This window comes from Streptomyces lydicus, from assembly GCF_001729485.1.
GTDB lineage: Bacteria > Actinomycetota > Actinomycetes > Streptomycetales > Streptomycetaceae > Streptomyces > Streptomyces lydicus_D.
The window spans coordinates 5,654,633-5,679,196 of the sequence record NZ_CP017157.1 but is presented as its reverse complement, the minus strand read 5'-3'; the positions used below and the strand labels follow the sequence as shown (position 1 = coordinate 5,679,196).

The 24,564-nt window shown below is 70.4% G+C and carries 19 protein-coding genes; 9 read left to right on the top strand and 10 right to left on the bottom strand.

Features of this window, described 5'->3' with window-relative positions; genetic code table 11:
* Positions 1 to 139 precede the first annotated feature (139 nt).
* From SL103_RS24730 to SL103_RS24715, 4 genes are read left to right on the top strand one after another with little or no spacing between them, the layout of a single operon-like run.
* Positions 140 to 1,504: a cytochrome ubiquinol oxidase subunit I gene (locus SL103_RS24730; RefSeq protein WP_069571144.1), complete on the top strand. Its 1,365-nt coding sequence runs from the start codon at positions 140 to 142 to the stop codon at positions 1,502 to 1,504.
* A complete protein-coding gene (locus SL103_RS24725) occupies positions 1,497 to 2,774 on the top strand; it encodes a cytochrome d ubiquinol oxidase subunit II (RefSeq protein WP_069571143.1) in 1,278 nt (425 codons plus the stop codon). Before SL103_RS24730 ends, SL103_RS24725 begins: the two co-directional genes overlap by 8 nt.
* Positions 2,771 to 4,540, top strand: coding sequence for an ATP-binding cassette domain-containing protein (locus SL103_RS24720; protein ID WP_069571142.1), 1,770 nt, complete (start codon positions 2,771 to 2,773; stop codon positions 4,538 to 4,540). Before SL103_RS24725 ends, SL103_RS24720 begins: the two co-directional genes overlap by 4 nt.
* Complete coding sequence (locus tag SL103_RS24715) at positions 4,537 to 6,201, top strand: ATP-binding cassette domain-containing protein (RefSeq protein ID WP_069571141.1); 1,665 nt, start codon at positions 4,537 to 4,539, stop codon at positions 6,199 to 6,201. The genes SL103_RS24720 and SL103_RS24715 overlap by 4 nt, the downstream gene beginning before the upstream one ends.
* 123 nt (positions 6,202 to 6,324) lie before the next feature.
* Here the strand turns inward: SL103_RS24715 and SL103_RS24710 are convergent, their stop codons facing one another.
* The 6 genes from SL103_RS24710 to SL103_RS24685 form a co-directional block, all read right to left on the bottom strand.
* On the bottom strand, positions 6,325 to 7,257 hold the full coding sequence (locus SL103_RS24710) for a glyoxalase (protein WP_069571140.1): 933 nt from the start codon (positions 7,255 to 7,257) through the stop codon (positions 6,325 to 6,327).
* A 202-nt stretch (positions 7,258 to 7,459) separates the two neighbouring features.
* On the bottom strand, positions 7,460 to 8,197 hold the full coding sequence (locus tag SL103_RS24705; RefSeq protein WP_069571139.1) for a YoaK family protein: 738 nt from the start codon (positions 8,195 to 8,197) through the stop codon (positions 7,460 to 7,462).
* Complete coding sequence (locus tag SL103_RS24700) at positions 8,178 to 8,702, bottom strand: DoxX family protein (protein WP_069574072.1); 525 nt, start codon at positions 8,700 to 8,702, stop codon at positions 8,178 to 8,180. Before SL103_RS24700 ends, SL103_RS24705 begins: the two co-directional genes overlap by 20 nt.
* Before the next feature lie 55 nt (positions 8,703 to 8,757).
* Complete coding sequence (locus SL103_RS24695) at positions 8,758 to 9,420, bottom strand: hydrolase (RefSeq protein WP_069571138.1); 663 nt, start codon at positions 9,418 to 9,420, stop codon at positions 8,758 to 8,760.
* A gap of 128 nt (positions 9,421 to 9,548) precedes the next feature.
* A complete protein-coding gene (locus SL103_RS24690; RefSeq protein WP_244304194.1) occupies positions 9,549 to 11,426 on the bottom strand; it encodes an amidohydrolase in 1,878 nt (625 codons plus the stop codon).
* Positions 11,427 to 11,861: 435 nt separating this feature from the next.
* Positions 11,862 to 12,689 carry a helix-turn-helix domain-containing protein gene (locus SL103_RS24685; protein ID WP_069571136.1) on the bottom strand — a complete coding sequence of 276 codons (828 nt, stop codon included), beginning with the start codon at positions 12,687 to 12,689 and terminating at the stop codon, positions 11,862 to 11,864.
* Positions 12,690 to 12,800: 111 nt separating this feature from the next.
* Between SL103_RS24685 and SL103_RS24680 the strand changes: the two genes are divergently transcribed.
* Positions 12,801 to 13,577 carry an alpha/beta fold hydrolase gene (locus tag SL103_RS24680; protein WP_069571135.1) on the top strand — a complete coding sequence of 259 codons (777 nt, stop codon included), beginning with the start codon at positions 12,801 to 12,803 and terminating at the stop codon, positions 13,575 to 13,577.
* A 54-nt stretch (positions 13,578 to 13,631) separates the two neighbouring features.
* Here the strand turns inward: SL103_RS24680 and SL103_RS24675 are convergent, their stop codons facing one another.
* Both SL103_RS24675 and SL103_RS24670 read right to left on the bottom strand, forming a co-directional pair.
* Positions 13,632 to 14,759: a low temperature requirement protein A gene (locus tag SL103_RS24675; protein WP_069571134.1), complete on the bottom strand. Its 1,128-nt coding sequence runs from the start codon at positions 14,757 to 14,759 to the stop codon at positions 13,632 to 13,634.
* Positions 14,760 to 14,809: 50 nt separating this feature from the next.
* Positions 14,810 to 16,177 (bottom strand): dihydrolipoyl dehydrogenase family protein, encoded by a 1,368-nt coding sequence (locus tag SL103_RS24670; RefSeq protein WP_069571133.1) that lies wholly within the window; start codon positions 16,175 to 16,177, stop codon positions 14,810 to 14,812.
* Positions 16,178 to 16,415: 238 nt separating this feature from the next.
* Here SL103_RS24670 and SL103_RS24665 point away from each other — a divergent pair, with 238 nt between their 5' ends.
* From SL103_RS24665 to SL103_RS24655, 3 genes are all read left to right on the top strand, one after another.
* On the top strand, positions 16,416 to 16,994 hold the full coding sequence (locus SL103_RS24665; RefSeq protein WP_069571132.1) for a Dps family protein: 579 nt from the start codon (positions 16,416 to 16,418) through the stop codon (positions 16,992 to 16,994).
* Positions 16,995 to 17,330: 336 nt separating this feature from the next.
* Positions 17,331 to 18,434: an LLM class flavin-dependent oxidoreductase gene (locus SL103_RS24660; protein WP_069571131.1), complete on the top strand. Its 1,104-nt coding sequence runs from the start codon at positions 17,331 to 17,333 to the stop codon at positions 18,432 to 18,434.
* Complete coding sequence (locus tag SL103_RS24655; RefSeq protein ID WP_069571130.1) at positions 18,431 to 19,045, top strand: FMN reductase; 615 nt, start codon at positions 18,431 to 18,433, stop codon at positions 19,043 to 19,045. Before SL103_RS24660 ends, SL103_RS24655 begins: the two co-directional genes overlap by 4 nt.
* Positions 19,046 to 19,092: 47 nt before the next feature.
* Here SL103_RS24655 and SL103_RS24650 read toward each other — a convergent pair whose 3' ends face one another.
* Complete coding sequence (locus SL103_RS24650; protein WP_069571129.1) at positions 19,093 to 19,641, bottom strand: DUF488 domain-containing protein; 549 nt, start codon at positions 19,639 to 19,641, stop codon at positions 19,093 to 19,095.
* Positions 19,642 to 20,018: 377 nt separating this feature from the next.
* On the opposite strand from SL103_RS24650, the gene SL103_RS24645 reads away from it, so the two are divergent.
* Positions 20,019 to 22,871, top strand: a complete 2,853-nt coding sequence (locus tag SL103_RS24645) for a helix-turn-helix transcriptional regulator (protein ID WP_069571128.1) — start codon at positions 20,019 to 20,021, stop codon at positions 22,869 to 22,871.
* A gap of 128 nt (positions 22,872 to 22,999) precedes the next feature.
* Here the strand turns inward: SL103_RS24645 and SL103_RS24640 are convergent, their stop codons facing one another.
* A complete protein-coding gene (locus SL103_RS24640; RefSeq protein ID WP_069571127.1) occupies positions 23,000 to 24,139 on the bottom strand; it encodes an RICIN domain-containing protein in 1,140 nt (379 codons plus the stop codon).
* Between the last annotated feature and the right edge of the window lie 425 nt (positions 24,140 to 24,564).

Genomic DNA, 24,564 nt, shown 5'->3' with positions numbered 1-24,564 from the left:
ACCCTACGGTGGCCCAGGAGCCGGGGAATACGAAGACCGTCCGGAAATTCTTGACCCGCGCCCGGAATTCTCGGGCCATTCCACCAGGGCTGGCCGCCGCCATCCGAACCGACCGGAACCGATCAGGAGGAGAGACACCGTGGCGTCGCCCGCAGTGGTGGATATCTCACGATGGCAGTTCGCCGTCACCGCAGTCTTCCACATGAGCTTTCCCGCACTGACCGTCGGCCTCTCCCTCTTCTTGGCCGTGATGTACACGGTCTACCTCAGGACCGGGAATCCGCTGTACCTCCAGATATTCCGTTTCTGGAAGAAGATATTCGCGGTCGGATTCGGTCTCGGTGTGGTCGCCGGTACCGTCATGACTTTCGAGTTCGGCCTCAACTGGGGCAGATACGCCCATGCGGTCGGTCCGATCCTCGGTGTCACGATCGGAATGGAGGTCATCACGGCCTTCTTCCTGGAAGCCGGGTTCATCGGCATCATGCTGTACGGCGACGGCCGAGTGCGCCCCAGAACCATGGCGTTCGCCTGCTGGATGCTCGTCGTCGGCACACTGCTGTCCACGACATGGATCCTGTCCGCCAACAGCTGGATGCAGGACCCTACGGGGTTCGCCGAGGTCGGCGACCAGTTCCGGGCGAGCGACTGGTGGCAGGTGCTGTTCAACCCGGCGTTCTCCTACCGGTATCCGCACATCCTGCTCGCGGTGCTGATCAGCGCCGCTTGGTTCATCGGCGGGATCGCCGCCTGGTACCTGGTCAAGCAGCGAGCGCTGCCCTTCGCCCGCCGCACGCTGTCCATCGCACTGGGAGTGCTGGCCGTCCTGATGCCCGTACAGCTTTATGCGGGCGACCTCACCGCCGTGTTCATGGGTGCCCACCAGCCCGCCAAACTGGAGGCATTCGAAGGCAATTGGAAGTCCGACAACAACGGCTACAACCTGCTTGTGGTGCCCGACACGGACAAGGGCGAGAACACGTTCCAGGTCGCGATACCGCACTTGGGCGCCGTCATCGGCAAGGACCTCTCCGGAAAGGCGCACGTCCCCGGACTGTTGCAGACACCCGAGGACGAACGCCCCGACATGTGGTCCGTCTTCTACGGCTTCCGGGCGATGTACTTCACCGCTCTGGCGATGTTCGGCATGGCCTTCGCCGGATTGGTGCTGCGGCTGCGCGGCAGGCTGTACACAGCCCGGCGGTTCCACCGGCTGATGGTCTGGATGGCCCCCGCCGGTGTCGTGGCCATCAGCGGCGGCTGGATCACCGCGGAGGCCGGCCGACAGCCCTGGGTCGTCTACGGGCTGATCCGCACCAGTGACGCCGTCTCCCACCTCTCCCTCGGCGCGGCGATCGCCGGCCTCACCGGCTTCGTCACCGTCTACGCGCTGCTGCTCGGGCTGTGGATCCGCTACATCGTCCGCACGGTGCGGACCGGCCCCGAGCACCTGGTGACCGACGCCGGCACCACCGTCCACGCCACGGAGATCGGCCATGCTTGAGTACGCGTCATACGCCTTGGTCCTGCTCGCACTCGGGGCCTACGTCCTGCTCGACGGTTACGACCTCGGCATCGGCATCCTGAGCCTGTTCGACCGCAGCGACCAGCGGCGCAAGGAGTACAACGAGCTGATCGCGACCGCATGGGACGCCAACGAGAGCTGGCTCATCCTGGCGGGCGTGGCGCTGTGGGCGGGCCTGCCCGGTGTCTACGCCACCGTGCTGCCCGGCGTCTACCTGCCGCTGATCGTCATGCTGCTCGCCCTCGTGCTGCGCGGCACGGCCATCGAGCTGCAGAGCGCCGCCCCCGGCTACCGGCGCGGCTGGGGCCTCGTCTTCGGAATCTCCTCGCTGGTGGCCACCGTGTGCCAGGGCCTCGTCGTCGGCGGCGTCCTGTCCGGACTGCCGCACCGCGGCGGGGTGTTCACCGGAAGCACCTGGGACTGGCTGACGCCCTACAGCGTGCTGTGCGCCCTGGGGATGGTGGCCGTCTACCTGCTGGCGGGTGCCGCGTGGCTGCAGGACAAGACCACGGGGACAGCCCACGAACGAGCGGGCCGCCTGGGGCGACCGCTGATCCTGGCGGTCGCGGTGGCCGGCCTGGTCCTCGGATTCGGGCTCCGGTTCGCCGACCCGCAGCACCTGGGCTTCGACCAGCCGCTCCGGGCAACCCTGTTCGGCCTCGCGGTGGCGGTGGCCGTGGTCTGCGCGGCGACCGCCTGGTACGGCTTCGGCCGCCGGCCCGACTGGCGTCCGTTCGCCGCCGTGGCCGGTACGGAGGCCGCGGGCCTGCTCGCGCTCGTCGCCGCCACCGCGCCCGTCGTCGTCCCACCCGACCTGACCGTGCACGCGGCCGCCGGCCCGCACGGGTCGCAGCTGTTCCTGCTCATCGGGGTGGGCGGGTGCATGCCGGTCGTCCTGGCCTACAACCTCTACGCGTGGTGGGTCTTCCGCGGGAAGTTCGCCCGGCCACCGGCCCACACCGACCCGGCCGGCCCGCCCGACACCGGGGCCGCCGCGGAGCGGTCCGTGCCGGCGGCCCCGGCCGCGGGCGACGGTCCGTGGGCGGCCGTCGCCGCCCGGCGCGTGCTCCTGACCCTCCTGGCCGTCGCGGTGGCCGCCGTCTCGCAGGATGTCTTCGGCGGCGTACGGGTGTGGATCGGACCGGTCGGTGTCGCTCTGTTCGCCATGACGGCGCTCGCCGGATGGATCCGCTCCGACCGCCGCTCGGCGGCCGCCGGCGAATTCGACCTCCAGGCAGCCGACAAGTGAACGAAAGCCCCGACCACCTCGCCCGGCTCGGCCGGGACGACGAAGGTCAGCAGCGGGCGGCGGGACTGCTCACCCAATGGGCGGCGGTCGGCGAACCCGCATTCCGGCGAGCCGGCACCCTGCGCGGGCTGGCGGCCGCGGGCCATGTGATGTGGGCGGCGGGGCTGGGCCGGGCGGCCGAGGCCGCACTGCGGTCCCCCCACGGGGGCGCAGCCCTGGCCACGGTGCTCTCCGGTGCGGCCCTGGTCGCCGCCGGGTTGCTGCTGCGCGCAGTCCTGCTCGCGGCGGCCGACCGGACCGCGGACGACGGCGCGGCCGCCGTCCAGGACCACCTGCGCACCCGCCTGCTCCTGGCCGCGCTCCCCGCGGCGGCCACGCCCTTGGAAGAGGTGTCGGACGCCGCTCTCGGTGAGGCCCTCGACGGCGAGGTGGGCCGATTGACCCCGTGGCTGACGACGTACGTTCCTGCCCGGCGGGCGATGCTGCTGGGCAGCGGCATCGTGCTGGCCGCCATCCTGGTGGGGAGTTGGGCCGTCGCTCTGCTGCTCGTGCTGGCGACACCGCTGCTGCCGTTCAACCTGAAAGTGATCGGCCTGGGCACGCGCGCCGCGGTGCACGCCCAGCTCACCGCCACCCGGAAGCTGAGCACCCAGCTGCTGGACCAACTGCGCGGACTGCCCACGCTCGTCGGCCTCGGAGCCGGTGAGGAAGCGGTACGCGCGACCGAGGCGGTCGACCGGGAACTGGCCAGGCGCACCCGGACCGTACTGCGGGTGGCCTTCCTCTCGACCGCCTGGATCGAGCTCCTCATCACCGTGGCCATGGCCGTCGTCGCCACGTACTGCGGACTCGCCCTGCTCGGCTACCTCGACCTGCCGGTGGTCCCGTCCACCATGAGCCTGGGCACCGCGCTGTTCGTGCTCGTCCTGACCCCGGCGTACTTCGCCCCTGCCCGGGAGCTCGCCCGTGGCTACCACGCCCGTGCCGAGGCATCCGCGGCGGCCGAGCTGATCTCGGAGATCATCGGCAGGGTCCCGGTCGCACCGACCGACTGTCTCCCGACGCGGGTGCCCACCGTGCGTCGTCCGAGCGGGCCGGGCCCGGCCGGTGTGACCCTGAAGGAGGTAGGCGTTCGGTACCGGGGTCGCGACGACGCGGCCCTGGACGAGGTCACCCTGACCGTGCGGCCGGGTTCGATCGTGGCCCTCAGCGGCCCCAGCGGCGCCGGAAAGACAACCCTGCTCTCCGTGGCGGCAGGTCTGCGCGAACCGGACCGCGGGCAGTGCCTGCACACCATCGGCTCCGCGACCCGGCAAGCCTCGCCGGCCATGACGACATGGGTCGGACAGCCCTCCCACCTCCTCCCCGGCACGCTACGGGACAACCTGCTGCTGGCCCGGCGCGACGCCGACGACGTACAACTGGCCGCGGCGTTCACGGCACTGGGCTTCGAGGACCTGCTCGCCGCACTTCCCCAGGGGTTGACGACGCCGGTCGTGGAGCGCGGCTGGGGGCTGTCCTCCGGGCAGATGCAGCAGTTGGTGCTGGTCCGGGCTCTGCTCCACGACGCACCGCTGCTGTGCCTGGACGAACCCACCGCCCATCTCGACCCGGACGGCGAGGCCCGTGTCATCGGCGCCATCCGGACGCTCGCGCGCCGTCGCACCGTGCTGCTCACGACACACAGCCCGGCACTGCTCGGCATCGCCGACGACATCGTGCGGCTGGAACAGGGACGGGTGTCCCGGACGAGGGAGACACTGTGACCGCGTTCAGGCTGCTGTGGACGGCGGCGGACCACCGGGCACGCCGCGACCTGCTGATCGCAGCGGTGCTCGCCGGGACCGCCGAACTGTGTGCCGCCGGCCTGCTGGGGGTGTCCGGCTGGTTCCTGACCTCCTGCGCGGTGGTCACCGCACAGGCGAACACCACCTGGTCCTGGATGTATCCCTCGGGAACGGTCCGCGCCCTCGCCCTGGGCCGCACCGGTCTGCGCTACTCGGAGCGCCTGGTCAGCCATGGCGCCCTGCTCGGCGCGACCGTCTCGCTGCGCTCACGCCTGGTCCGCGCCGCGACCACCGTGCCGGCCCGCGAACTGCGCAACCACCGTGACGGCGCCCTGATGGCCCGGCTCACCAGCGACGTCGGCGCGGCGGGCGGGATGGCCGGCCAGGTCGTCCCGCCGCTGGCAGGGATCGGCCTGACCGCCGCCGTCGTCGTCACCCTGCTGACGGTGGCGAGTCCGCCGTCCGGCGCGGCGGAACTGCTGCTGCTCGCGCTCTCCGTGGCCACGGCAGTGACCGCCGAGCGGCGGACCCGCGGCCATCAGCGGACGGCCGCGGAAGCGTGGGCCACCGCACGCGCCACGCTGCTCAGCGCGCGCTCCGCGTGGTGGGAACTGCGCTGCCTGGACGCGGTCGATCCGGTCCGCGAGCAGGTCGCGGACGCGGTCGGCAGGGCCCGGCGGGCCGAGGCCGCGGCTGAGACGATGATGCGCCGATCCCGGCTGCTGCTGCGGCTGTTGGCCGTGGCCGGCCAGACGGCGGTCCTGGTCCTGGCGCTGTCCGGTCCGGTCTTCGCCCAGCCGGCTGCCGAGGCCATCGGCGAGGTGCTGCTGGTCGCGGCCGCGTACGAGCTGGTGGAGACGCTCCCTCAGGTGCTCCGCGACCACGGCCTGGCCGCCGACGCCGCCCACCGGCTGACGGAGCTCGCGAACCGGGCCCTCCCGGGTGAGCTGTCGACCGCGTCCCCGCCGAGGGCGTCGCCGGCAGGCGCGGCACGGGCCCTGGTGGCCCGCCACGTGCCTGTCGGTGTCGGCGCCTACCGCACCCGGTGGTCCGCGGTGATCGAGCCCGGCAGCGTCGTCCTGGTCACCGGGCCCAACGGCAGTGGGAAGAGCACCCTGTTGGAGACGCTGGCGGGACGGATCTCCCCCGCTGTTCCCCGGTCGGTGCTGCTCGACGGCGTACCCGTCGAGTCCCTGCCCGCCCGTGCGATCGCCGATTCGCTCACCCTCGTCGAAGCGGAGGACTGGATCGCCGACGCGACCCTCGCCGAGAACCTCCGGCAATCCGCCCCGGGCGCGGACGACGCCACACTCCGGGCGGCCCTGGAGGCCGCGGCGTTGGAGCAGTTGCCCCTCGACACTCCGACGGGCCCGTTGGGCAGTGCTCTCTCGCAGGGCCAGCGACGCCGCCTGGTGATCGCGAGAGCGGTCCTGCGGACACCCGCGGTCCTTCTGCTCGACGAACCGACGGCCGGCCTCGACGACCGTACGGCGACGCGGATGCTGACGGGCGTGCGGCGCGCCCTGCCGGACAGCGCCCTGGTGATCGCCCTACCGGACCGGCACGACGACCTCCTGCCCTTCGCCGCCTCCCGCGTCCTGCGGCTGAAGCCCACTTCCCGTGCGGCAATCGCTGAGTAGCCGGGCGCAGAGAGCGATGCGCTGCGCGGGAATGCCGTCGCCCCGGGCGAGGACCACGACGTCCTTGCCCGGGGCGACGGCCCCTGCCCGCACGGCCGGCCGTGCGGTGGCTGCTACGGAGGATCAGCGGGCGTCGCCCTGGTGGAGTTCGGCCACGTAGCCGCCGGGGAACCGCACCATCGCGCTGGTGCGCCCCTCGGAGGTGTACGGCCCCCGGAGCGCCTTCGCGCCCGCGGCCTCAGCCTTGCGCAGGGTCGAGGTGAGGTCCTTCACCGCGTAGCCGGTGGTCTCCCGCCCGAACGGGTACGGCAGATGCCCATCGGTCACGCTGACCACGGTGTTGCCGAAGGGGGAGCTGATGGCGATGCGGCGGTACGTCCCGTCGGGCACACCGATCTGACCACCCTCGGCGGCCCGGTCGTCCGAGACGATCCGGCCACCGGTGAAGCGCAGGTACGACGTGAGGAACTCACTCGCCGAGTCCCTCGTCAGGTAGATGCGGTTGTCCGGCACGGTCTCCAACGGCGCGTAGGACGGAGCCTTGGTGTGCCAGTACAGCTGGGCGTTGACGCCGCCCGGGAACTGGACGACCGCGTCCTTGCCGATGGGGTCGTCGAAGGGCGCGACGACGACGTCCGCCCCGCTCGCCCGGGCCAGCCGGACGCCCTTGTCGAAGTCGCTCATGAGCCAGCCGGTGCGTTCGGCACCGAACGGGTAGGGGACCGGCGTCCGGAAGTCGAAGACGGACAGTGTGCCGACAGGTGAGAGAACCAACTCCGACACGGTCGTACTGGGCGTCGGCGTGACCTGTGTGACCACCTTGGTCGTGTGGGTTCCGCCGAAGGTCGCCTGCCAGCAGGTGACGAACGCATCCATCGCGCCCGGGGTGACATAGACGTGCGTGGTGTCGTACTGCGGTCCGACCGCGGTGGTCGTGGCCGGGATCCGGGCAGGGGTGTGCCGGCTCTGGGCCGACGACGGAGCCGCGAATCCCCCCACCCCCACCACCAGCAATAACGCCGGCAGCAACCGCACCATTGCGTTGCGCTTCTTCATCTTCCGTGCCCTTCCGTCGGGTCCGTCGGGAATGAACCGAAGGGAATGTAGGCAGCGAGCGCGGCATCGGGTTTTCTCGGAGCGCTCCGGTCCTTGACCGTCCGGGCACGATCCAACGTCCGGGATACGCCTGAGCCCCCTGAATCAGAATCAGGGGGCTCAGGCGTATCCGGTGCACCCCGTGGGGCGAGCGGGCCCGGTCTCAGGACGGTGACTTCGTCCAGGCGGGGTTGCCGGCCGCGAGGCGGTGGGTGATCACGGAGGTGAGGGCGAGGAGCACCAGGGCCAGGCCCAGGGTGAGCACGAGGTGGCCGTGCAGGACCAGTTGGGCCCCGACGAAGGCGCCGAGGAACATCGCCAGCACGGACAGGATCCGGCGGCCGGGTCGCGGCGCCGCGCCACCGGCCGGAGTGGAGTCCGCGGCCAGCCCCGTCAGGGTCAGGGTCAGTACGGTCGTGGTGAGGTCCGGGACGCCGAGGCGCCGGGCGACGGCGTTCTGCAGGCCCATGCCGAGCCCGAGGAACACGATCAGTGTGTACCGGACACCCGTGGTGACCGGGCCGTCGGTGACCGCGGCGGCAGCCACGGTGACGGCGATCAGCACCGTCTGCACGGCGGTGGCCGTCCTCAGCAGGTTTCCGCGGTGGTCCGCGAACCGGGTGCCGAGCCTGCCCCCGGCGAGCGCGCCGACGAGGAACGCCGCCAGCGCGACCAGCGAGGCGAGCACGGACAGGTTCGCGGCACCCACCAGAGCGAACCCCAGGAACACCACGTTGCCGGTCATGTTGGCGACGAAGACGTGCCCGAGCCCCAGATAGCTCACCGCGTCGATCAGACCGGTGACCACCGTCAGCGTCAGCATCAGGAGGGGCAGCGGGCCGTGGCGGTCCTGTCCTTGCGGTGCGAGCGTGCGTATCGCGTCACTCAGCAGCCTGCGCATGATGCTTCCTTTCCGTTGCGGTGGGCGGGTGGTGCAGCACCACGCGGGTGAGCAGTCCGCTCATCGGGCCGAGCACGATCGCGGGGAGGACGACCCACAGCGGCCAGGGTGTGACGCCCAGCGCCTGGTCGAGCGACCACCGGCCGGGCCCGGTCAGGGCCAGCGCCGCGGAGACGACGACGAGGACCATCGGGTATTCGTAGCCGTCGTTCTGCACCCACAGGCCCTTGGGCCATTTGACGGTGCCCGCGACCGTCATCACACCCATGGCGGCCATCGCGGCCAGGGGGGTGAGCAGTCCGGCGGTCAGGAACAGGCCGGCACCGATCTGACCGGCACCCGCGACGATCGCGGTCAGCCGACCGCCGCGGAACCCGTCGTGGCGGAACTCCTCGGTGCCGCCTGCCAAGCCGTGGCCTCCGAGCCGGAAACTCACCTTCTGAACTCCGTGGCCGGCGATGAGAAGTCCCGTCACCACCCGGAGGACCAGCAGTCCAGCGTTCATCTCTTCCTTGCCTGTTCCTGACTCAGTCCTTGACTGCGCTGTGAAGGAGCGGGGATCAGCCGGCGGCGTGCGCCCCGATGACGGCCTGCGCGTAGACCACGCCGAGGCCGTAGGCACCGGCGTGCTCCTTCACCACGTCCATGACCGACAGGTAGGTCTCGCCGCGGGCCCAGTCACGCTGCAGTTCGAGGAGGACCTGCACCCAGGTGACCGGGACCGCGCCGCCCTGGATCATGCGCTGGACGGCGTGTTCGTGGGCCTGCGGGCTGACGCCACCCGAGGCGTCGGTGACCACGTAGACCTCGTAGTCCTGGGCGAGGGCGGAGAGCGCGGGCAGGACGATGCAGACCTCGGTCCACAGGCCGGCCAGGACCAGCTTCTTACGGCCGGTGGCCTTGACCGCCTCGACGAAGGCGGAGTCCTCCCAGGCGTTCATCGTGGTGCGGTCGATGATCTTCTGGTCGGGGAAGACCTCGGCCAGCTGCGGCAGGAGCGGGCCGGAGAAGGATTCGGCGGCCACGGTGCTCAGCACGACCGGCACGTCGAACGTCTTGGCGGCCTTCGCCAGGCCGACGGTTGAGTTGATGATGGCGGTGCGGTCGCCGCTGCCGGTGCCGAAGAACATCTGCGGCTGGTGGTCGATGAACAGCACCGCGCAGTTGTCCGGGGTGAGCAGGTCCGGGCTGGGGGCCGCGGTGACCTCGGAGATGTTGACCATGAGTGGGCCTTCCGGTGGGTGTCGATCGCGGACGGATGTCCGCTGTTGAGCGCAACCGCGCGTGGTGTGGCGCGAGTTGGGGTGGTGTTCCGGGAGGGGCGGCTCGTGACCGGGCCCCTCCCGGAAGATCAGAGGGAGAAACAGGGATCGAAGAACGTGCTCGCTGTCTGCGGGGCCAGGCCGCGTCGGGCGCGCCACTGGCGGTGCTGCTCCGACTCGGCGACGGCCTGGCCGAGCAGCTCGGCCTGGCGTGCGCCCGACAGGCCCGTACCGGTCGTGGCCCGGTAGCCGCCGAAGTGTGCCACGGGGCTCCACCCGGGGCTGACCGGTGGCAGTTCCTCGTCGAGGCCCTCGTACTCGGCGGTCGCGTAGACGATCCGGCCACCGACGACCGTCAGCAGGGACTCGATGTGTGCGATGTCCGGCTCGGGCACGGTGAAGTAGTCCTCGGACAGGACCGCCAGGTCACCGAGGAAGCCCGGGCGCAGGACGCCCTTGGCGCCCTCCTCCCCGGTCAGCGCGGCACCCGCCTCGGTGAACATCGCCAGCGCGGTCCGGCGGTCGACCCGGTTGTGCGGCGGGCGGACGACCAGGTCGCCCACGGTGCGGCCGGTGACCAGCCAGTGCAGGGCGACCCACGGGTTGTAGGTGGAGACCCGGGTCGCGTCGGTGCCGGCGCCGACGGTCAGGCCGCGCTCCAGCATGGCCCGGATCGGCGGGGCGTCCGCGGCGGCACCGGGACCGTAGCGGCGTACGAACGCCTCGCCCTGGAAGGACAGCCGGTTCTGCACGGACAGGGCGCCGCCGAGGGCGGCGATGCGGTCCAGACTGTCCGCGGAGACGGTCTCCGCATGGTCGAAAAGCCACCGGTTGCCGGCCGGGAACAGCCCTTCCGCGGCGAGCTTCTCGAACACCGCCAGGTCCCGGCGGATGGTCTCGTCATAGGTGGCGTGCAGCCGGAATCCCCAGCCGTTCTCCATGAGGAGACGTACGGCCTTCTCGAATTCCGTTTCGTAGGCGGCGAGTTCAGGCCGTGGCTCGGCGAAGTTCTCGAAATCCGCCGCCGCCCACGTCAGATTCTCGCCCGCACCATTGAGGCGCAGCCATTCGTCCCCGTCCTCGGGGCGAGCCGTTTCGATCCAGCGGGTGAGATCGTCGATTTCCTGACCGGCGGTCTGCGGGAAGAGGTGATAGGCGATGCGCAGCGAAAGCTGGCCGGCCTCCGCCAGTTCGACGACCGTGCTGTAGTTGTCGGGGAAGTTCTGGAACCCGCCGGCCGCGTCGATCGCCGACGTGAGGCCGAACCTGTTCAGTTCCCGCAGGAAGTGACGGGTGGAGGTCTTCTTGTCCTCCCCCTCCAGCACCGGGGCCTTGGCCAGGGTCGAGTAGAGGATGAGTGCGCTGGGGGCGGCCAGCAGCATGCCCGTGGGCTCACCGTCCCGGCCCCGTACGATCTGGCCGCCCTTGGGGTCGGGGGTGTCCCGGGTGAATCCGGCGGCCTTGAGAGCCGCCCGGTTGAGCACCGCCGACTGGTACAGGTGCAGGACGAACACCGGGGTGTCCGGCGCGGCGGCGTTCAACTCGGCGACGGTCGGCAGCCGCCGCTCGGCGAACTGCTCGGCCGACCATCCGCCCACCACCCGCACCCACTGGCCCTTGGGCGTACGGGCCGCCTGCTCACGCAGCATCGCCAGACCCTGGCGCAGCGTGGGGACACCGTCCCAGCGCAACTCCAGTACGTAGTTGAGCCCGCCACGGATGACATGCAGATGAGCGTCGTTGAGGCCGGGAACCATCCGGCGGCCGACGGCGTCGACCACCTTCGTGTCCGGGCCGACGTGGGAGGCGACGTCGTTGTCGTCGCCGACGACCGTGATGACACCGTCACGGATGGCGATCGCCTCGGCCTGCGGGCGGACCGGGTCTCCGGTGTGGATCTTCGCGTTGCGGACGACCAGGTCCGCGGCGTTGTCGGTGGCGCGGGGGACCAGCCCACCGACCGGCATCGTGGACACCTTGCGACAACCTCCTGCTGGATGAACGACGTCGACGCATGTGCATCAACGTCCGCGTGCGTCGGCAGCGGCGGGCGGGAAGAATCGGGGCATGCGCCATCACCGCGCGCGTTCCGGGTGACCGTGCGACACACGGGTCGGGACCCGGCGGCCCTCGACTGCTGCGCCGCCAAGGTATTTCGCGGCAAAGCGTCCGGGTATCCCGGCAGTGCACTGGATACGTTCCGACAGTGCACTGCCTCTCCGCGCGCGCTGTGAGGTCAACTCCCGTGCGCTCGTGGGCAATTTGCGCCGTCCGTGCGGCTCGGAGGTCGCGCGGGTGGGCACGGTGGCGCACCGATACGGAGAGGCGAGCGCGGAGTTCCGGTGATCACGGGGTTGTGACGGCACGTGATCACAGAAGTGCGTGTGCTTGTGGGCACCTCCTCACTCGGCGGACACCGTCGCCTGCCACGCGCCCGGGCGTTTGCCGGTGGCCTTGTGGAAGAACACCGAGAAGTTGGATGCGTCGGAGAAGCCGAGGATGTCGGCACAGCGGGCGGCGGTGAGGCGGTCGTGTGCGAGGAGCCGTTTGGCTTCCAGGGTGATCCGTTCGACGAGGTACGCCTTCGCGGTGCGGCCGGTGGCCTGCTGCACCGCTCGTGAGAGGGTGCGGGGCGCGTACCCCAGCGCACGGGCGTAGTGGCCGGCGTCGTGGTGTTGCCGGAAGTGCGCTTCGACGCTGGAGCGGAACAACCGGAACACCGGATGGGTGAGCCGTGCTTCGGCGTGCGGTGGGTGCAGCCGGGTGATGAGCGCGGAAAGCAGGATTTCGGGCAGCTCCGTCGAGGAGTCACCGGGTGGGGCGGATGCTTCGAGGAGGAGATGGCTGCGCGCCGCGTCGACGAAGGGCCAGTCGGCGTCGGGGATGCTCCAGTGCGCGGCCGGGTCCGGGGAGGCGACGAGTTCTCGGGTGGTGTGGGTGACCGGCGCGGTCGGCACGAACAGCACGAGGTGCCCGGCCACTTCGGCGATGTCGTCCCACCGGTGCACCGCGCCGGGGGGAATCCACACCGCGGACCGATCTTGGAGCGGGTGGAGGTGGAAATCGACCGTGACGGAGCCGGGTCCGGCGTCGATGACGGCAAGGACGTGGAAGTCGGCGCGCTGCGTGCCGCCGTCGTTCAGCTCGCGAAGGCGGCCGAACGTCATCGTCTCGACCGAGGCGGCGGGGCGTCCCGCGGGCTGGTAGGTCATCTGCCGGATCACGCTCACGTGTCCAGTTTTCACCATCGGACGACCAGTCACGCCGATGACCCGTCCGGGTGCCGAAGTTTCAATGAATACACAGGGCAATCGCCTGGAGCATCGACCGGAAGAGCCATCATGAACACGACGCAGCAGACGCTACTGCCCGCTTACGACCATCGGCCGGGGACCGAGCCGACCCTGGTGTTCCTGCACTATTGGGGTGGTTCTGCCCGCACCTGGGACCTCGTCGTCGACCGCCTGGCGGGCCGTGACGTGCTCACGGTCGACTTCCGCGGGTGGAGCCGGTCGAGCGCTCTGCCCGGTCCCTATACGCTCGGTCAGCTCGCCGACGACACGCTCGCCGTGCTCGCGGATGCGGGGGTCACCGACTACGTCCTGGTGGGGCATTCGATGGGGGGTAAGGTCGCACAGCTGGTCGCGGCCACCCGGCCCGCCGGCCTGCGCGGCATCGTTCTCGTCGGCTCCGGCCCGGCGAGGCCCGCCGCACAGGTCACTCCCGAGTACCAGGAAGCCCTGTCGCACGCCTACGACTCCGCCGAGTCCGTGGCCGGGGCACGGGACCACGTCCTCACCGCGACCGAGCTGCCCGCTCCGGTCAAGGCGCAGATCGTGACCGATTCGCGGTCCGTCACCGACGCCGCCCGCACCGAGTGGCCGCTGCGCGGCATCGCGCAGGACATCACCGAGCACACGCGCATGGTCAGCGTGCCCGCTCTCGTAGTCGCCGGAGAGCACGACCAGGTGGAGCCCGTCGGCGTGCTCCGCGACAACCTGGTGCCCTACCTCTCCCGAGCCGACTTCGTGGTGGTCCCGCACACCGGTCACCTGATCCCGCTGGAAGCCCCGGCCGACCTCGTCGACGCCATCACCGCCTTCGCGCCGGCAACCTGACCGCCCCCGCGGGCCCGACGACCGGCTGTGCCCCGGCCCCGCCGCGCGACCTGGTCACCGACGCGGCATCGTCACCCACCCGACCAGACCCGCCAGCAGCACACCGGCGACCAGCGCGGGTGCCGGGGACCAGGCGGCCATCAGGACACCGACCGCGGCGAGGGGGAACGGAATCCGCTCGGCCAGGCTCCTTTGGTGTGGCCGCAGGTGCACGACCCAGACCGTGATCAGGAAAACGGCCGCCGGAACGGTGACCGCGGCGCCGGCAGCAATCGACGAGGCTTCGGCGCGGTGCGTGACGTGATCGGCGTACGCGGCCAGGCCGGCGCCCTCCGCGGTCGCCGAGGCGAAGATCAGGTAGTGGCCGTAGGCCCAGGAGAATCTCCTGCGATGCGCCTGGTGCGTCGTGGCGAGCAGCGTGTGCGCGGGTCTGGTGAAGTACAGCCACCACATGGCGTAGGCCACGAGCAGCCCGCCCGCCGCCAGCGCGTACAGCGAACCGGTGCCGTGATGCCGGTCGAAGGCGCCGCGGACGGCGACGGTGGCGGCCGCGACGCACTCGCCGAGGACGATGAGGGTGAACAGCTCGTAGCGCTCGGCGATGTGGCGAGGATGCCAGGGCGTCATCCCGGCGGACTGCGCCCACACCGGCACGGACACCTCGGCCACGATCATCACCACGATGCCCGGCAGCCGCACCGGATCCGGGACGAAGAGCAACCCCACCCAGCCGAGCTGACACGACATCACCCCCGTGGCGAAGCGCAGCGTGGTCCGCCGCCGGGCGGGATCGGACAACGCGGCACGCAGCCACAGCGCGGCCAAGGTCGTCCGCAGCACGACGTACCCGAGCGTGATGATCTGCAGATCCCCGTCCTCGAACGCGCGGCGCACACCGGCGGCGAGGACGAGTGAGCCCGTGATCTGCACCAGCACCGTCAGCCGGTACGCGACATCGTCCGGGTCATAGGCGGAGGCGAACCAGGTGAAGTTCATCCACGCCCACCAGATGGTGAAGAAGACCAGCGCGAAGCGCAGCGCACCGCCGGCGTAGTCCCCCTCCGCCAGCGCCCCGTGCAGACTCGTGGACGCCTGCGCCACCGCGACGACGAAACACAGGTCGAAGAAGAGCTCCAACGAGGTGGCGGTCCGGTGCGGCTCGCCGGGATTGCGGCCCACCATGGTGCGCCACCGCCTGGCACCCGGGTCCGCCTGCGTGGTCGGGGTGCGGTTCAGCGGAGGGCTCCCAGGGCCGCCTCGATGGTCCGGTGGACGGTGGGGTAGGCGTAGATCATGTGTTGCAGCCGGTCGACGGGGACCTCGGCATGGACGGCCACGTTCAGCCCGTGCAGCACCTCGCCGCCCGCCGGCCCCGCCGAGGTCGCACCGATCAGCACGCCCCGGTCGGCATCTTCGACGAGCTTGATGAATCCCTCGTTGCCCGGTCCGTGGATCCAGCCGCGGGTGGAGGAAGCGACGGCCACCACGCTGGTGCGCACGCGCAGGCCCTGTTCGCGCGCCTGTCGCTCCGTCAGCCCCACGGCTCCGATCTCCGGATCGGTGAAGGTGACGCGGGGCAGCGCCCGATAGTCGGCGTCCGGACCGGCCTGCCCGAGGATGTCCCGGACGGCGATCTCCGCCTGGTACATCGACACATGGGTGAACGAGCCCCGACCGGTGATGTCGCCGACTGCCCACAGTCCCTCCCCGGCCCGCATCTGCCCATCCGTGCGAACGGATTGCGCTGACGGGTCGAGTCCCACGGTGTCGACCGCCAGCGGGGTCAGGTCGGCGTGGCGTCCGGTGGCGACCAGGAGCCGTTCGGCAGTCAGCGGCTGTCCCTCGCCCTCAAGGCGCACGGTGAATTCGGTGCCGGCATGGCTGATCTGGCGCACCCGCGTGCCCGTGAGGACGGTGACACCGTCCGCGCGCAGCGCGTCCGCGGCAAGCTCCCCGGCTTCGGGCTCCTCCTGAGCAAGCAGCCGGTCCTGCCCCTCGATCACCGTGACCGCGCACTTGAAGCGGGCGAAGACCTGGGCGAGTTCGACGCCGATGGCCCCTCCGCCGAGCACCACCATGGACGCCGGTAGTTCCTTCGCGGTCATGGCGTCCCGGTTGGTCCAGTACGGCGTTCCGTCCAGACCCGGCACCGGTGTGATCCGGGGCCGGGTACCGGTGGCCAGCACGACACCGCGCCGGGCCTCGAAGGTACGGTCACCGACCGTCACCCGGCGCGGCCCGGCGAGGCGCCCCGTCCCCCGGACGAGCCGACCGCCCTTCGCCGTGAAGCGGTCCGCGGCCACCTGGTCGTTCCAGTCGGCAGTGGCCTCCTCGCGGATCCGTCCGGCGACCCTGGCCCAGTCCGGAGTCACCACCGCCTCACCGGCGAGGGCGGAAACCCGGCCCGCCTCGGCGAGCAGGTTCCCGGCGCGGACCATCATCTTGGTGGGCACGCATGCCCAGTACGGACACTCGCCTCCGACGAGTTCCGCCTCGACCCCCACCACGTCCAGTCCCGCTTCGGCCAGTGTGCCGGCGACGTACTCGCCGCCCGGTCCCAGCCCGAGGACCACCACATCCGCCTGCTCGATCGCGCTCATGCCTCTCCTCGTTCCGCCCGTTCTCCGGGCATGGACTGTCCCGCTGACGCTAGAGCGGCCTGACGCCGGTCCGAGTCCGCCGGCGCACAGAGGCTTGCCCGAGAGCGAACGCCCTGGACAAGGACCGGGCGCAGTGCGCTGGCGGGCACCACCGCATGCGCTGCCGGTCAAGAGGCCCCCCGACCAGGTACCTAGCGTCACCGGGGTACACACAGCACGGCACCGCAGGAGGCGGAACATGACCAGCAACTCCCCATCCGTACACGGCAGTCAGCCCTGGCTGCATCAGAAGGGCGAGGTGATCCAAGAGTTCGGGACCGTCAAGCAGTTCCCGGTCGCCCTGTCCTACGAGGCGCGGATGTACTCCTGCCAGCGCATGAACAAGGTCCTCGCGGACACGCAGATCCTCTACGGCCTCTACAAGAAGCACCACTGGCTGATGCGCGGGGCGACCTTCTACCAGCTGCACCTGGTCCTGGACAAGCACGCGGGCGAACAGCTCGACATCATCGACACCCTCGCCGAACGCGTCCAGTCCTTGGGCGGCGTCGCGGTGGGAGATCCCCGGCACGTCGTCGAGATCACGTCGATCCCGCGCCCCCCGGACGGCGTGGAAGAGGTGCCGGCCATGCTGTCCCGGCTGCTGGAGGCCCACGAGACCATCCTCATCGACGCCCACGACGCCGCCGCCCGGACGGCCGAGTACGGTGACGACGGCACCGTCGACCTGTTGGTCTCCCAGGTGATCCGGACCGGCGAACGGCAGGCGTGGTTCCTGGCCGAGCACCTGGTCGACACACCATTGGTCCGCGCCTGAGGACTGTGCGCGGCTGAGAACTGTGCGCGCCTGAGGACTGGCTGCGGCCTCGGACCGTCGGGCCCACGTGACGGGGTACCTGGCTCTGATCGGCGCTCCCGCACAACGCCGGCCGTCCGCATACGACGCAGCGAAGAGCGAAGCCCGTCGCCCTCACCCCGGCCGGCGGATCCGGTCGTACGACCTCCCGGTGAGGCACCACCGGGAGGTCGCCGCGCTGCTGCGGCACCTCACCTGAGGCGGCGAGGACGCCTAGCGGCCGTCACGGACGCGATGACCTCGCAACGGACTTCAACTGTTCGAAACCCACTCAATCACCTGATAACTGGAGGAACCTTGCAGTTCGGAATCTTCACGGTCGGCGACGTCACGCCGGACCCCACCACGGGCCGAACGCCGACCGAGCGCGACCGCATCAAAGCCATGGTCGCCATCGCCCTGAAGGCGGAGGAGGTCGGTCTGGACGTCTTCGCCACCGGCGAGCACCACAACCCGCCGTTCGTGCCGTCCTCGCCGACCACGATGCTCGGGTACATCGCCGCGCGGACCGAGAAGCTGGTCCTCTCCACCGCCACCACTCTGATCACCACCAATGACCCGGTGAAGATCGCGGAGGACTTCGCGATGCTCCAGCACCTCGCGGACGGCCGGGTCGACGTGATGATGGGGCGCGGCAACACCGGGCCGGTCTATCCCTGGTTCGGTCAGGACATCCGGCAGGGCATCAACATCGCCCTCGAGAACTACGCCCTGCTGCACCGGCTGTGGCGCGAGGACGTCGTCGACTGGGAGGGGAAGTTCCGCACCCCGCTGCAGGGCTTCACCTCCACCCCGCGCCCGCTGGACGGCGTACCGCCCTTCGTCTGGCACGGCTCCATCCGCTCGCCGGAGATCGCCGAACAGGCCGCGTACTACGGGGACGGCTTCTTCCACAACAACATCTTCTGGCCCGCCGACCACACCAAGCGGATGGTCGAGCTGTACCGGACCCGGTACGCCCACCACGGCCACGGCACGCCCGAGCAGGCGATCGTCGGGCTCGGCGGCCAGGTCTTCATGCGGAGGAGTTCGCAGGAGGCCGTGCGCGAGTTCCGGCCGTACTTCGACAACGCACCGGTGTACGGCCACGGGCCCTCCCTGGAGGACTTCACCGCCCAGACCCCGCTGACCGTCGGCTCCCCGCAGCAGGTCATCGAGGAGACCCTGGCCTTCCGCGAGTACGCCGGCGACTACCAGCGCCAGCTGTTCCTGATGGACCACGCCGGGCTGCCACTGAAGACCGTTCTGGAGCAGCTCGACCTGCTCGGCGAGGAGGTCGTACCGGTCCTGCGCAAGGAGTTCGCCAACGGGCGGTCGGCCGAGGTGCCGGACGCGCCGACCCACCGGTCCCTGCTCGCCGCCGGTTCGGGAGCACCTTCGGAAGGAGGGAACGTCGCATGAAGCTCGTCGTGGTGTCCGCGGGTCTGAGCACCCCCTCGTCCACCCGCCTGCTGGCCGACCGTCTCACCGACGCGGTCCGTGACGAACTCGCCGACCAGGGCCACAAGGCGGAAGTGGAGGTCATCGAGTTGCGCGGCCTGGCTGTCGCCATCGCCAACAACCTCGTCACCGGTTTTCCCCCACCGCAGCTGGCCGACGCGATCGAAGCGATGACGAGCGCCGACGGCCTGGTCGCCGTGACACCGGTGTTCAGCGCCTCGTACAGCGGACTGTTCAAGTCCTTCTTCGACCTGATCGATCCGGGTGCCCTCACGGGCAAGCCGGTCCTGATCGGGGCGACGGGCGGTACGCCCCGCCACTCGCTTGTCCTGGATCACGCGCTGCGCCCGCTCTTCGTCTACCTGCGGACCATGGTCCTCCCGACCGGCGTGTACGCGGCGTCGGAGGACTGGGGATCAGGCAGCGACGCGCACACGGACGGTCTGCCGGCACGCATACGCCGCGCAGGCCGGGAGATGGCGTCGATCCTGGCTGCCGGAGCAACTCATCCCGTGCCCGAGGACGATCCCACCTTCTCCAAGAGGAAACTCTCCGACCTGCGCTTCGACTGAGCGCTCGGCTCGGGCAGCTGTCGACCGTCGAGCGGCGGACCGGTCGTTCAGCCGGCAGCGGCGGCCGCGGTGTCGTCGTAGACGAGCAGGTCATCGGGACGCAGCCGCAGCCCCGGGGTCGGTGGGTGGGGCACCAGGCGCTTGTCGTGCATCAGGTGGTGCACGGTGGCGTGCCGGGACACGGTGGCGAAGTCGGCGATCAGGCGCCGGTGGCAACGCCACCAGACCGCCTCGCTGCACATCACCGTCGTCCGGGAATGCAGGGCTTCGTCGAGCAGCCGATCCAGAGCGGCCACGAATGCGGGTTCACGCATGTAGGTGGCGTAGCCCCGGAACGAGGCGTTGCGCCACACGACGTCCGGGGAGTCGGCCGGTGCTTTGCGAAAGCCCCCCAGGTCTTGTTCCCAGCGGTAGCTGATGCCGACCTCCGGCATCCAGTGGGTGAGACTGCTGCGGGCCAGGTGCGGGTTGCGCCGGCTGCCGGGCCCGATCCGTACGTCGACCACCGACTGCACGTTCGCCCACTGCAGCAGGTCGATCAACTGCTCCCGGTCTGCGGTGCTGTGACCGAATGTGAGCAGCTCGGCCTTACGCATCCTGCCCCGGAACGTCGCCGCGCCGGGTAGCTGACACGTCCGCCTCGCCGCCCTCCCGGTTGATCACACCGACGGCATGCTCCACCGCGACCGCCTCTCACTTGGATGCCCGGCCCCTCCACCTGACCCACCAGCCGTTCCCGGACGCCGCCCGCGCAACACCGGAAGGGACAGGATTGCCCTGTTTGCGCTTCGCCGCCCCTGCCTGAGAACACCTCACCCGGCGATCGAGCCACTGCGATGCCTCGGAGCCCCGTGGCACGCGGCCCAGTCCCTGTGTCGCGCAGCGCCGTCATTCCGAGGGACGGTCAAGCGCCAGGCATATCCAAGACGTGTGCTATTAAATCCCTGACATTGCATGGCGCACGGGGGATTGAATGTCTTCTTTCGAAGGTCGCCTTCTGGGGCGGGCAGCCGAGCTGGCGGAGCTGTCCCGGCTCGCGGAGTCCACACTCGCCGGCACCGGGCAGGCCGCCTTCGTGGTGGGGGAAGCCGGCCTCGGGAAGACCGCGGTGCTTGAGCAGGCCGCGGCGGACGCCCGGCGCAGGGGTATGCAGGTGCTTTCCGCGAGCGCCCGGAATCTGCCGCAGCCTTGCCCGTTCGCCGTCATCTCCGACTGCTTGAGGCTGGAGGAGTCCCCCTCGGATGCACGGCGGGAGCAGGCCGCCGAGGTCCTGCGCGGCGATGCCCGCTACGGTGTGGCGGGCGCCGGGAGCGAGGCCGCGGGAGCGGATGCGGCGACGATCGAGGCGATGGTCGGGCTGGTCGAGGACCTTTGCGCGCAGCGGCCGTTGGCCCTGTTTCTCGACGATCTGCAGTGGGCCGATCCGGCGAGCCTTGCCGTGCTGCACAAGCTGGTGCGCTCGGTGCATCAATTGCCGCTTCTCGTGGTCGGCGCCCATCGCCCCGTACCCGAAGCGGGGGACGTCGTCGCCCGTCTGTCGGGAGGCACGATCGCCGGGAACCGCACCCTGCTGGAACTGGCACCCCTGGAGCCTGCGGCCGTGGCGGCCCTGCTGGCAGACCGCTGCGGCCGGGAGGCCGGCCCTCGACTGCGGCGCATGGCCGAGGGAGCGGCCGGTAATCCGCTGTATCTCACGGAGCTGGTAGCCGCGCTGCGGCGCGAGCACGCCATCGAGGCCGGCGGAGCCACGGCGGAGGTTTCCGCCCACTGTGCACTGCCGACGCTGACCGCGCTGGTCACGCACCGGCTCCGTGACCTGCGCGAGGAGGTGCTCCAAATGCTGCGCATCGTCGCCGTACTGGGCGCCGGCTGCACCACCGCCGAACTCGCCACGGTCATCGACACCCCCCTACGCGATCTGCTGACCGCCATGGCGGAGGCCGAGGCGTCCGGAATCCTCCGAGACACCGGCCAGCACCTGCGCTTCCGCCACGAGCTCATCCGGAAGACGCTGTACGACGCCGTGCCGGTATCGGTCCGGGCCATGCTGCACACGAAAGCGGCGCAGCGGCTCGCTCAGGCCGGCGCGACTCCGGAACGCGTTGCCGAGCACCTGCTCAACGGGGTGCCGAGCCCGGAATTCCTGATCACCTGGCTGCAAGGATCCGCCGCGCGGCTCACCACACGGGCCCCCGCCATGGCTCTGCGGCTGCTCACCACCGCGCTGGAAGTCGGCGACCCCGCGGACGCCGGATACGGCAACCTCCGTTTTCACCACGCCGTCGCGCAGCTCTCCTGCGGCCGTCTCGCGGAGGCGGAGGAGAGCGCCCGATCCGCCCTGGCCAAGGCGGAGTTCGGGCTGGAGTCCGTACTGCGCTGGATCGTCATCCAGGCCGCGTTCGCCCGCGGGCGACCCGACCTGGCGCTGGCGGAGGCGCGGGCCGGATGCCGGAGCGCCGGGGTCGAGGCGGTCGAGCGGGTCCAGTTCCAGGCGTTCAGCGCGGTGTGCCTCTTCGCGCTGGGTGACCTCACCGAAGCCGGTGCCACGGCCTCCCGTGCTCGGTCCGCCGCCGATGAGGTCGGTGACAGCTCCGCCCTGGCCAGCAGCCTGCACGTACTGGCCGCCAAGCGCTTCATCGAAACCCCCGACGCCGAAGCGGTCGAACTGGCGCGGCACGCCTCGCGTCTCACCCCCGACACGTTGCACCCCGCCCAGTGGCTGGGACTGCAACTGGCCCTGGTCAACTGCTACATCGACCTCGACCTCGGGCCCGACGCCCAACGGACCCTCGCCGCCGTACGAAGACCCGCGGAGCGCATCGGCGGGGTCTTCCTGCCGTGGTACCACCTGTCCTGCGCCCTCCTCGCCTTCCACACGGGGCGCTGGGACGATGCGCTGGCGGAGATCGAAGCGGGTCTTGACTGCGGAGACCAGGCCGCGATGAGCCGGGCGCTGCGGGCGATGGCGACGGTGATCGCGGTACACAGAGGCCGGCGTCCGCTCGCCGAAGCGCGCCTGACGGCCGTGCTGCCGGAGCTCGGCAACGCGACGGTCGCCGCCTTCTACGAGTATCTGCCGATGTGCGCCGGCGCCCTGCTGGACGAGGCGCGGGGCGACGACCGACGCGCGTACTCCCGACTGGCCGAGGCGTTCGACGAGGGCGTCGGTCACCTGCCCGGCCAACTGATCCTGGGCTTCCTCACCCCCGATCTCGTCCGTCTCGCCCTGGCCCAGGGGGATCACGACAGCGCACGGTGCTATGCCGCCGCCGCGCAACGCCGGGCCGAGGACAGCGGCGGTCTTTACCACCTCGGTGACGCCTACCGCTGCGAAGGACTGCTGAACGCGGACCCCGATCTGCTCATGGAAGCGAGCCGCTGCTACCGCAACGCACCACGGCCACTCAACGCGGCACACGCCTGCACCGACGCGGCCGAAGCGCTGGCCCGCCGAGGGCGCCTGGACGATGCCCGCGTCCTGCTCGACCAGGCGCTGGAGACGTTCACGCAGCTCGGCGCGGTCTGGGACGCGGCGCAGGCGACATCCCGGCTGCGGTCGGTCGCCGTCCGTCGAGGATCACACCGGCCCCGCATCGGCGCACGCGACGGCTGGCAGGCACTCACGCATACGGAACGCCTGGTCGCGGAGCACGTCGCCGAAGGGTGTTCCAACCCCGAGATCGCAGCCCGCTTGTCCATCGCCCGTAGCACCGTCAGCACCCATGTCTCCAGCATCCTCAGAAAGCTGGCGATGACCTCGCGGGTGGAGATCGCCGCCGAGGTGACCCGTCGGCAGCGGGCCGGGCGGTCACCTTCGCGGGACTGAGCCGCCAGCGAGGGGCGGAAGTGCGCGGGCGGGCCCCACGCGTTGTTCCCCGGCCTCGTTCGCGGAAGCCGGGGAACCGTCCGACGGCGGCGTGCCGTCAGATCATGAGAGGTCGCGCGAGACGCCGGTCACCGGTTGTCGACGCACTCCTTGGCGAGGCTGTCGCTCGTGCACAGCACCAGGTTGCTGCTGAGATCGTCGGTGCCGTCGACGGCGGGGATCGTGGCGGTGCCGTCGCCGGACCACTTGTCACCGAGGTCGTTGGTGAACGTCCACTTGCCCGTCACCGTCTTCATCAGCTGGCCTCGCATCGCCCAGCTGTAGTTGTTCGGCTTCACGGATATCTTGTTGGCGTCGCTCACGGTGTTGGTCTGGGTCCAGGAGTGCTCGTAGCGTGCGCTGATCGCGCTGCTGACCTTGACCGAGACGACTTCGATGTTGACCCCGACCTCGCTGGTGACGGTGATGGAGCTGCCCACCGTGTTGGTCTCGGACGAGGTCTGCGTCCAGGTGATGGTCCGGTCCGCCGGATCGGTGCTGTTGTTCCACACGTTGGAGCTGACCCGCTTGAGGTTCCCTACGGACGCCACACTGTCGCCGGTGATCTCGTAGTCACAGGACTTGATGATGCTGGAACTGTTGCTGCACTGCTTGAGGGCGTACGCGGTGGCCAGATCCGACAGGGTGGGGCCCGTGGCCCCGGGGCTGGGCGTCGGCCCGATGATCCACTCCTGGTTGCTGTTGCCGTGGCAGTTGGAGAGGCCGACTGTCGCGCCGTCGTTGCCGCTTCCCCCGAACACGTCCATGCACTGGTTGGTGTTGACGTTCCGGATGAGGTAATAGCCGCCGCCACCGTCCGAGGGCTGCAGGTACCAGTTCTGCTTGGTGTTGGTCTGGTCGCAGTACACCGGCTCGACGAGATGGTTGTTGTCGGTGTTGAAGTCGAGGCACTTCTGCGTCTTGTCGTTGCGGATCAGGAAGCTCCCGTCACCGTTGGGCAAGATGCTCCAGTTCGCCATCGGTCTCTTGTTGACGACGATTTCGGTCCCGTAGTCGGCGGAGTCCTTCGCCAGATCCAGGGACGGCGCGAGGCCGTCCGCCTGGGGCAACCGCGGTGACAGAGACAGCCCCGCCAGGGCGGACGTGTCCGCATGGGCCGTTCCGGTTGTCAGCGGAGACACCGACGTGGCGAGCGTGGCGAGGGCGACCGCGGCGAATGCGGCCAACGTCCGCCGCACCGGCCCGTGAGGGGTCGACTCGGTGATCATGATTGGTCTGTTCTCCTTCGGCAGTTCTTGCCTGCGGGGCGGGTGTGATGACCGGCCCCTCGCGCCGCAGCAACGCAGCAACCTCTTCCCGGACCTGTTCCGAAAAGGAGGCGAGCAAGCACTACGCCCCTGACGGTGGCCCCGCTGCGGCGGTGTCAACGTACGGGCGCCCGCGCGCCGTTACATCCCACACATGACGGAGGCTTACGGGACGGGCGGCGCCGGCGGAAAACGACGGACACGCGTGACCGACGGCGAATGCCGGGCATGCCGTGCGGCAGGACGCTCGCCAAGATCACCGAAGAGTGGGCGTGAGCCCACCAAGCGGTGGTACGTCCAGCCGGACGTGGAAGATCTCCGCGAAGCCGCCGCCGCGTGGGATGGCTTGCACGGGGTGCCGACCCAGCATGTGAGACTCCACGCTG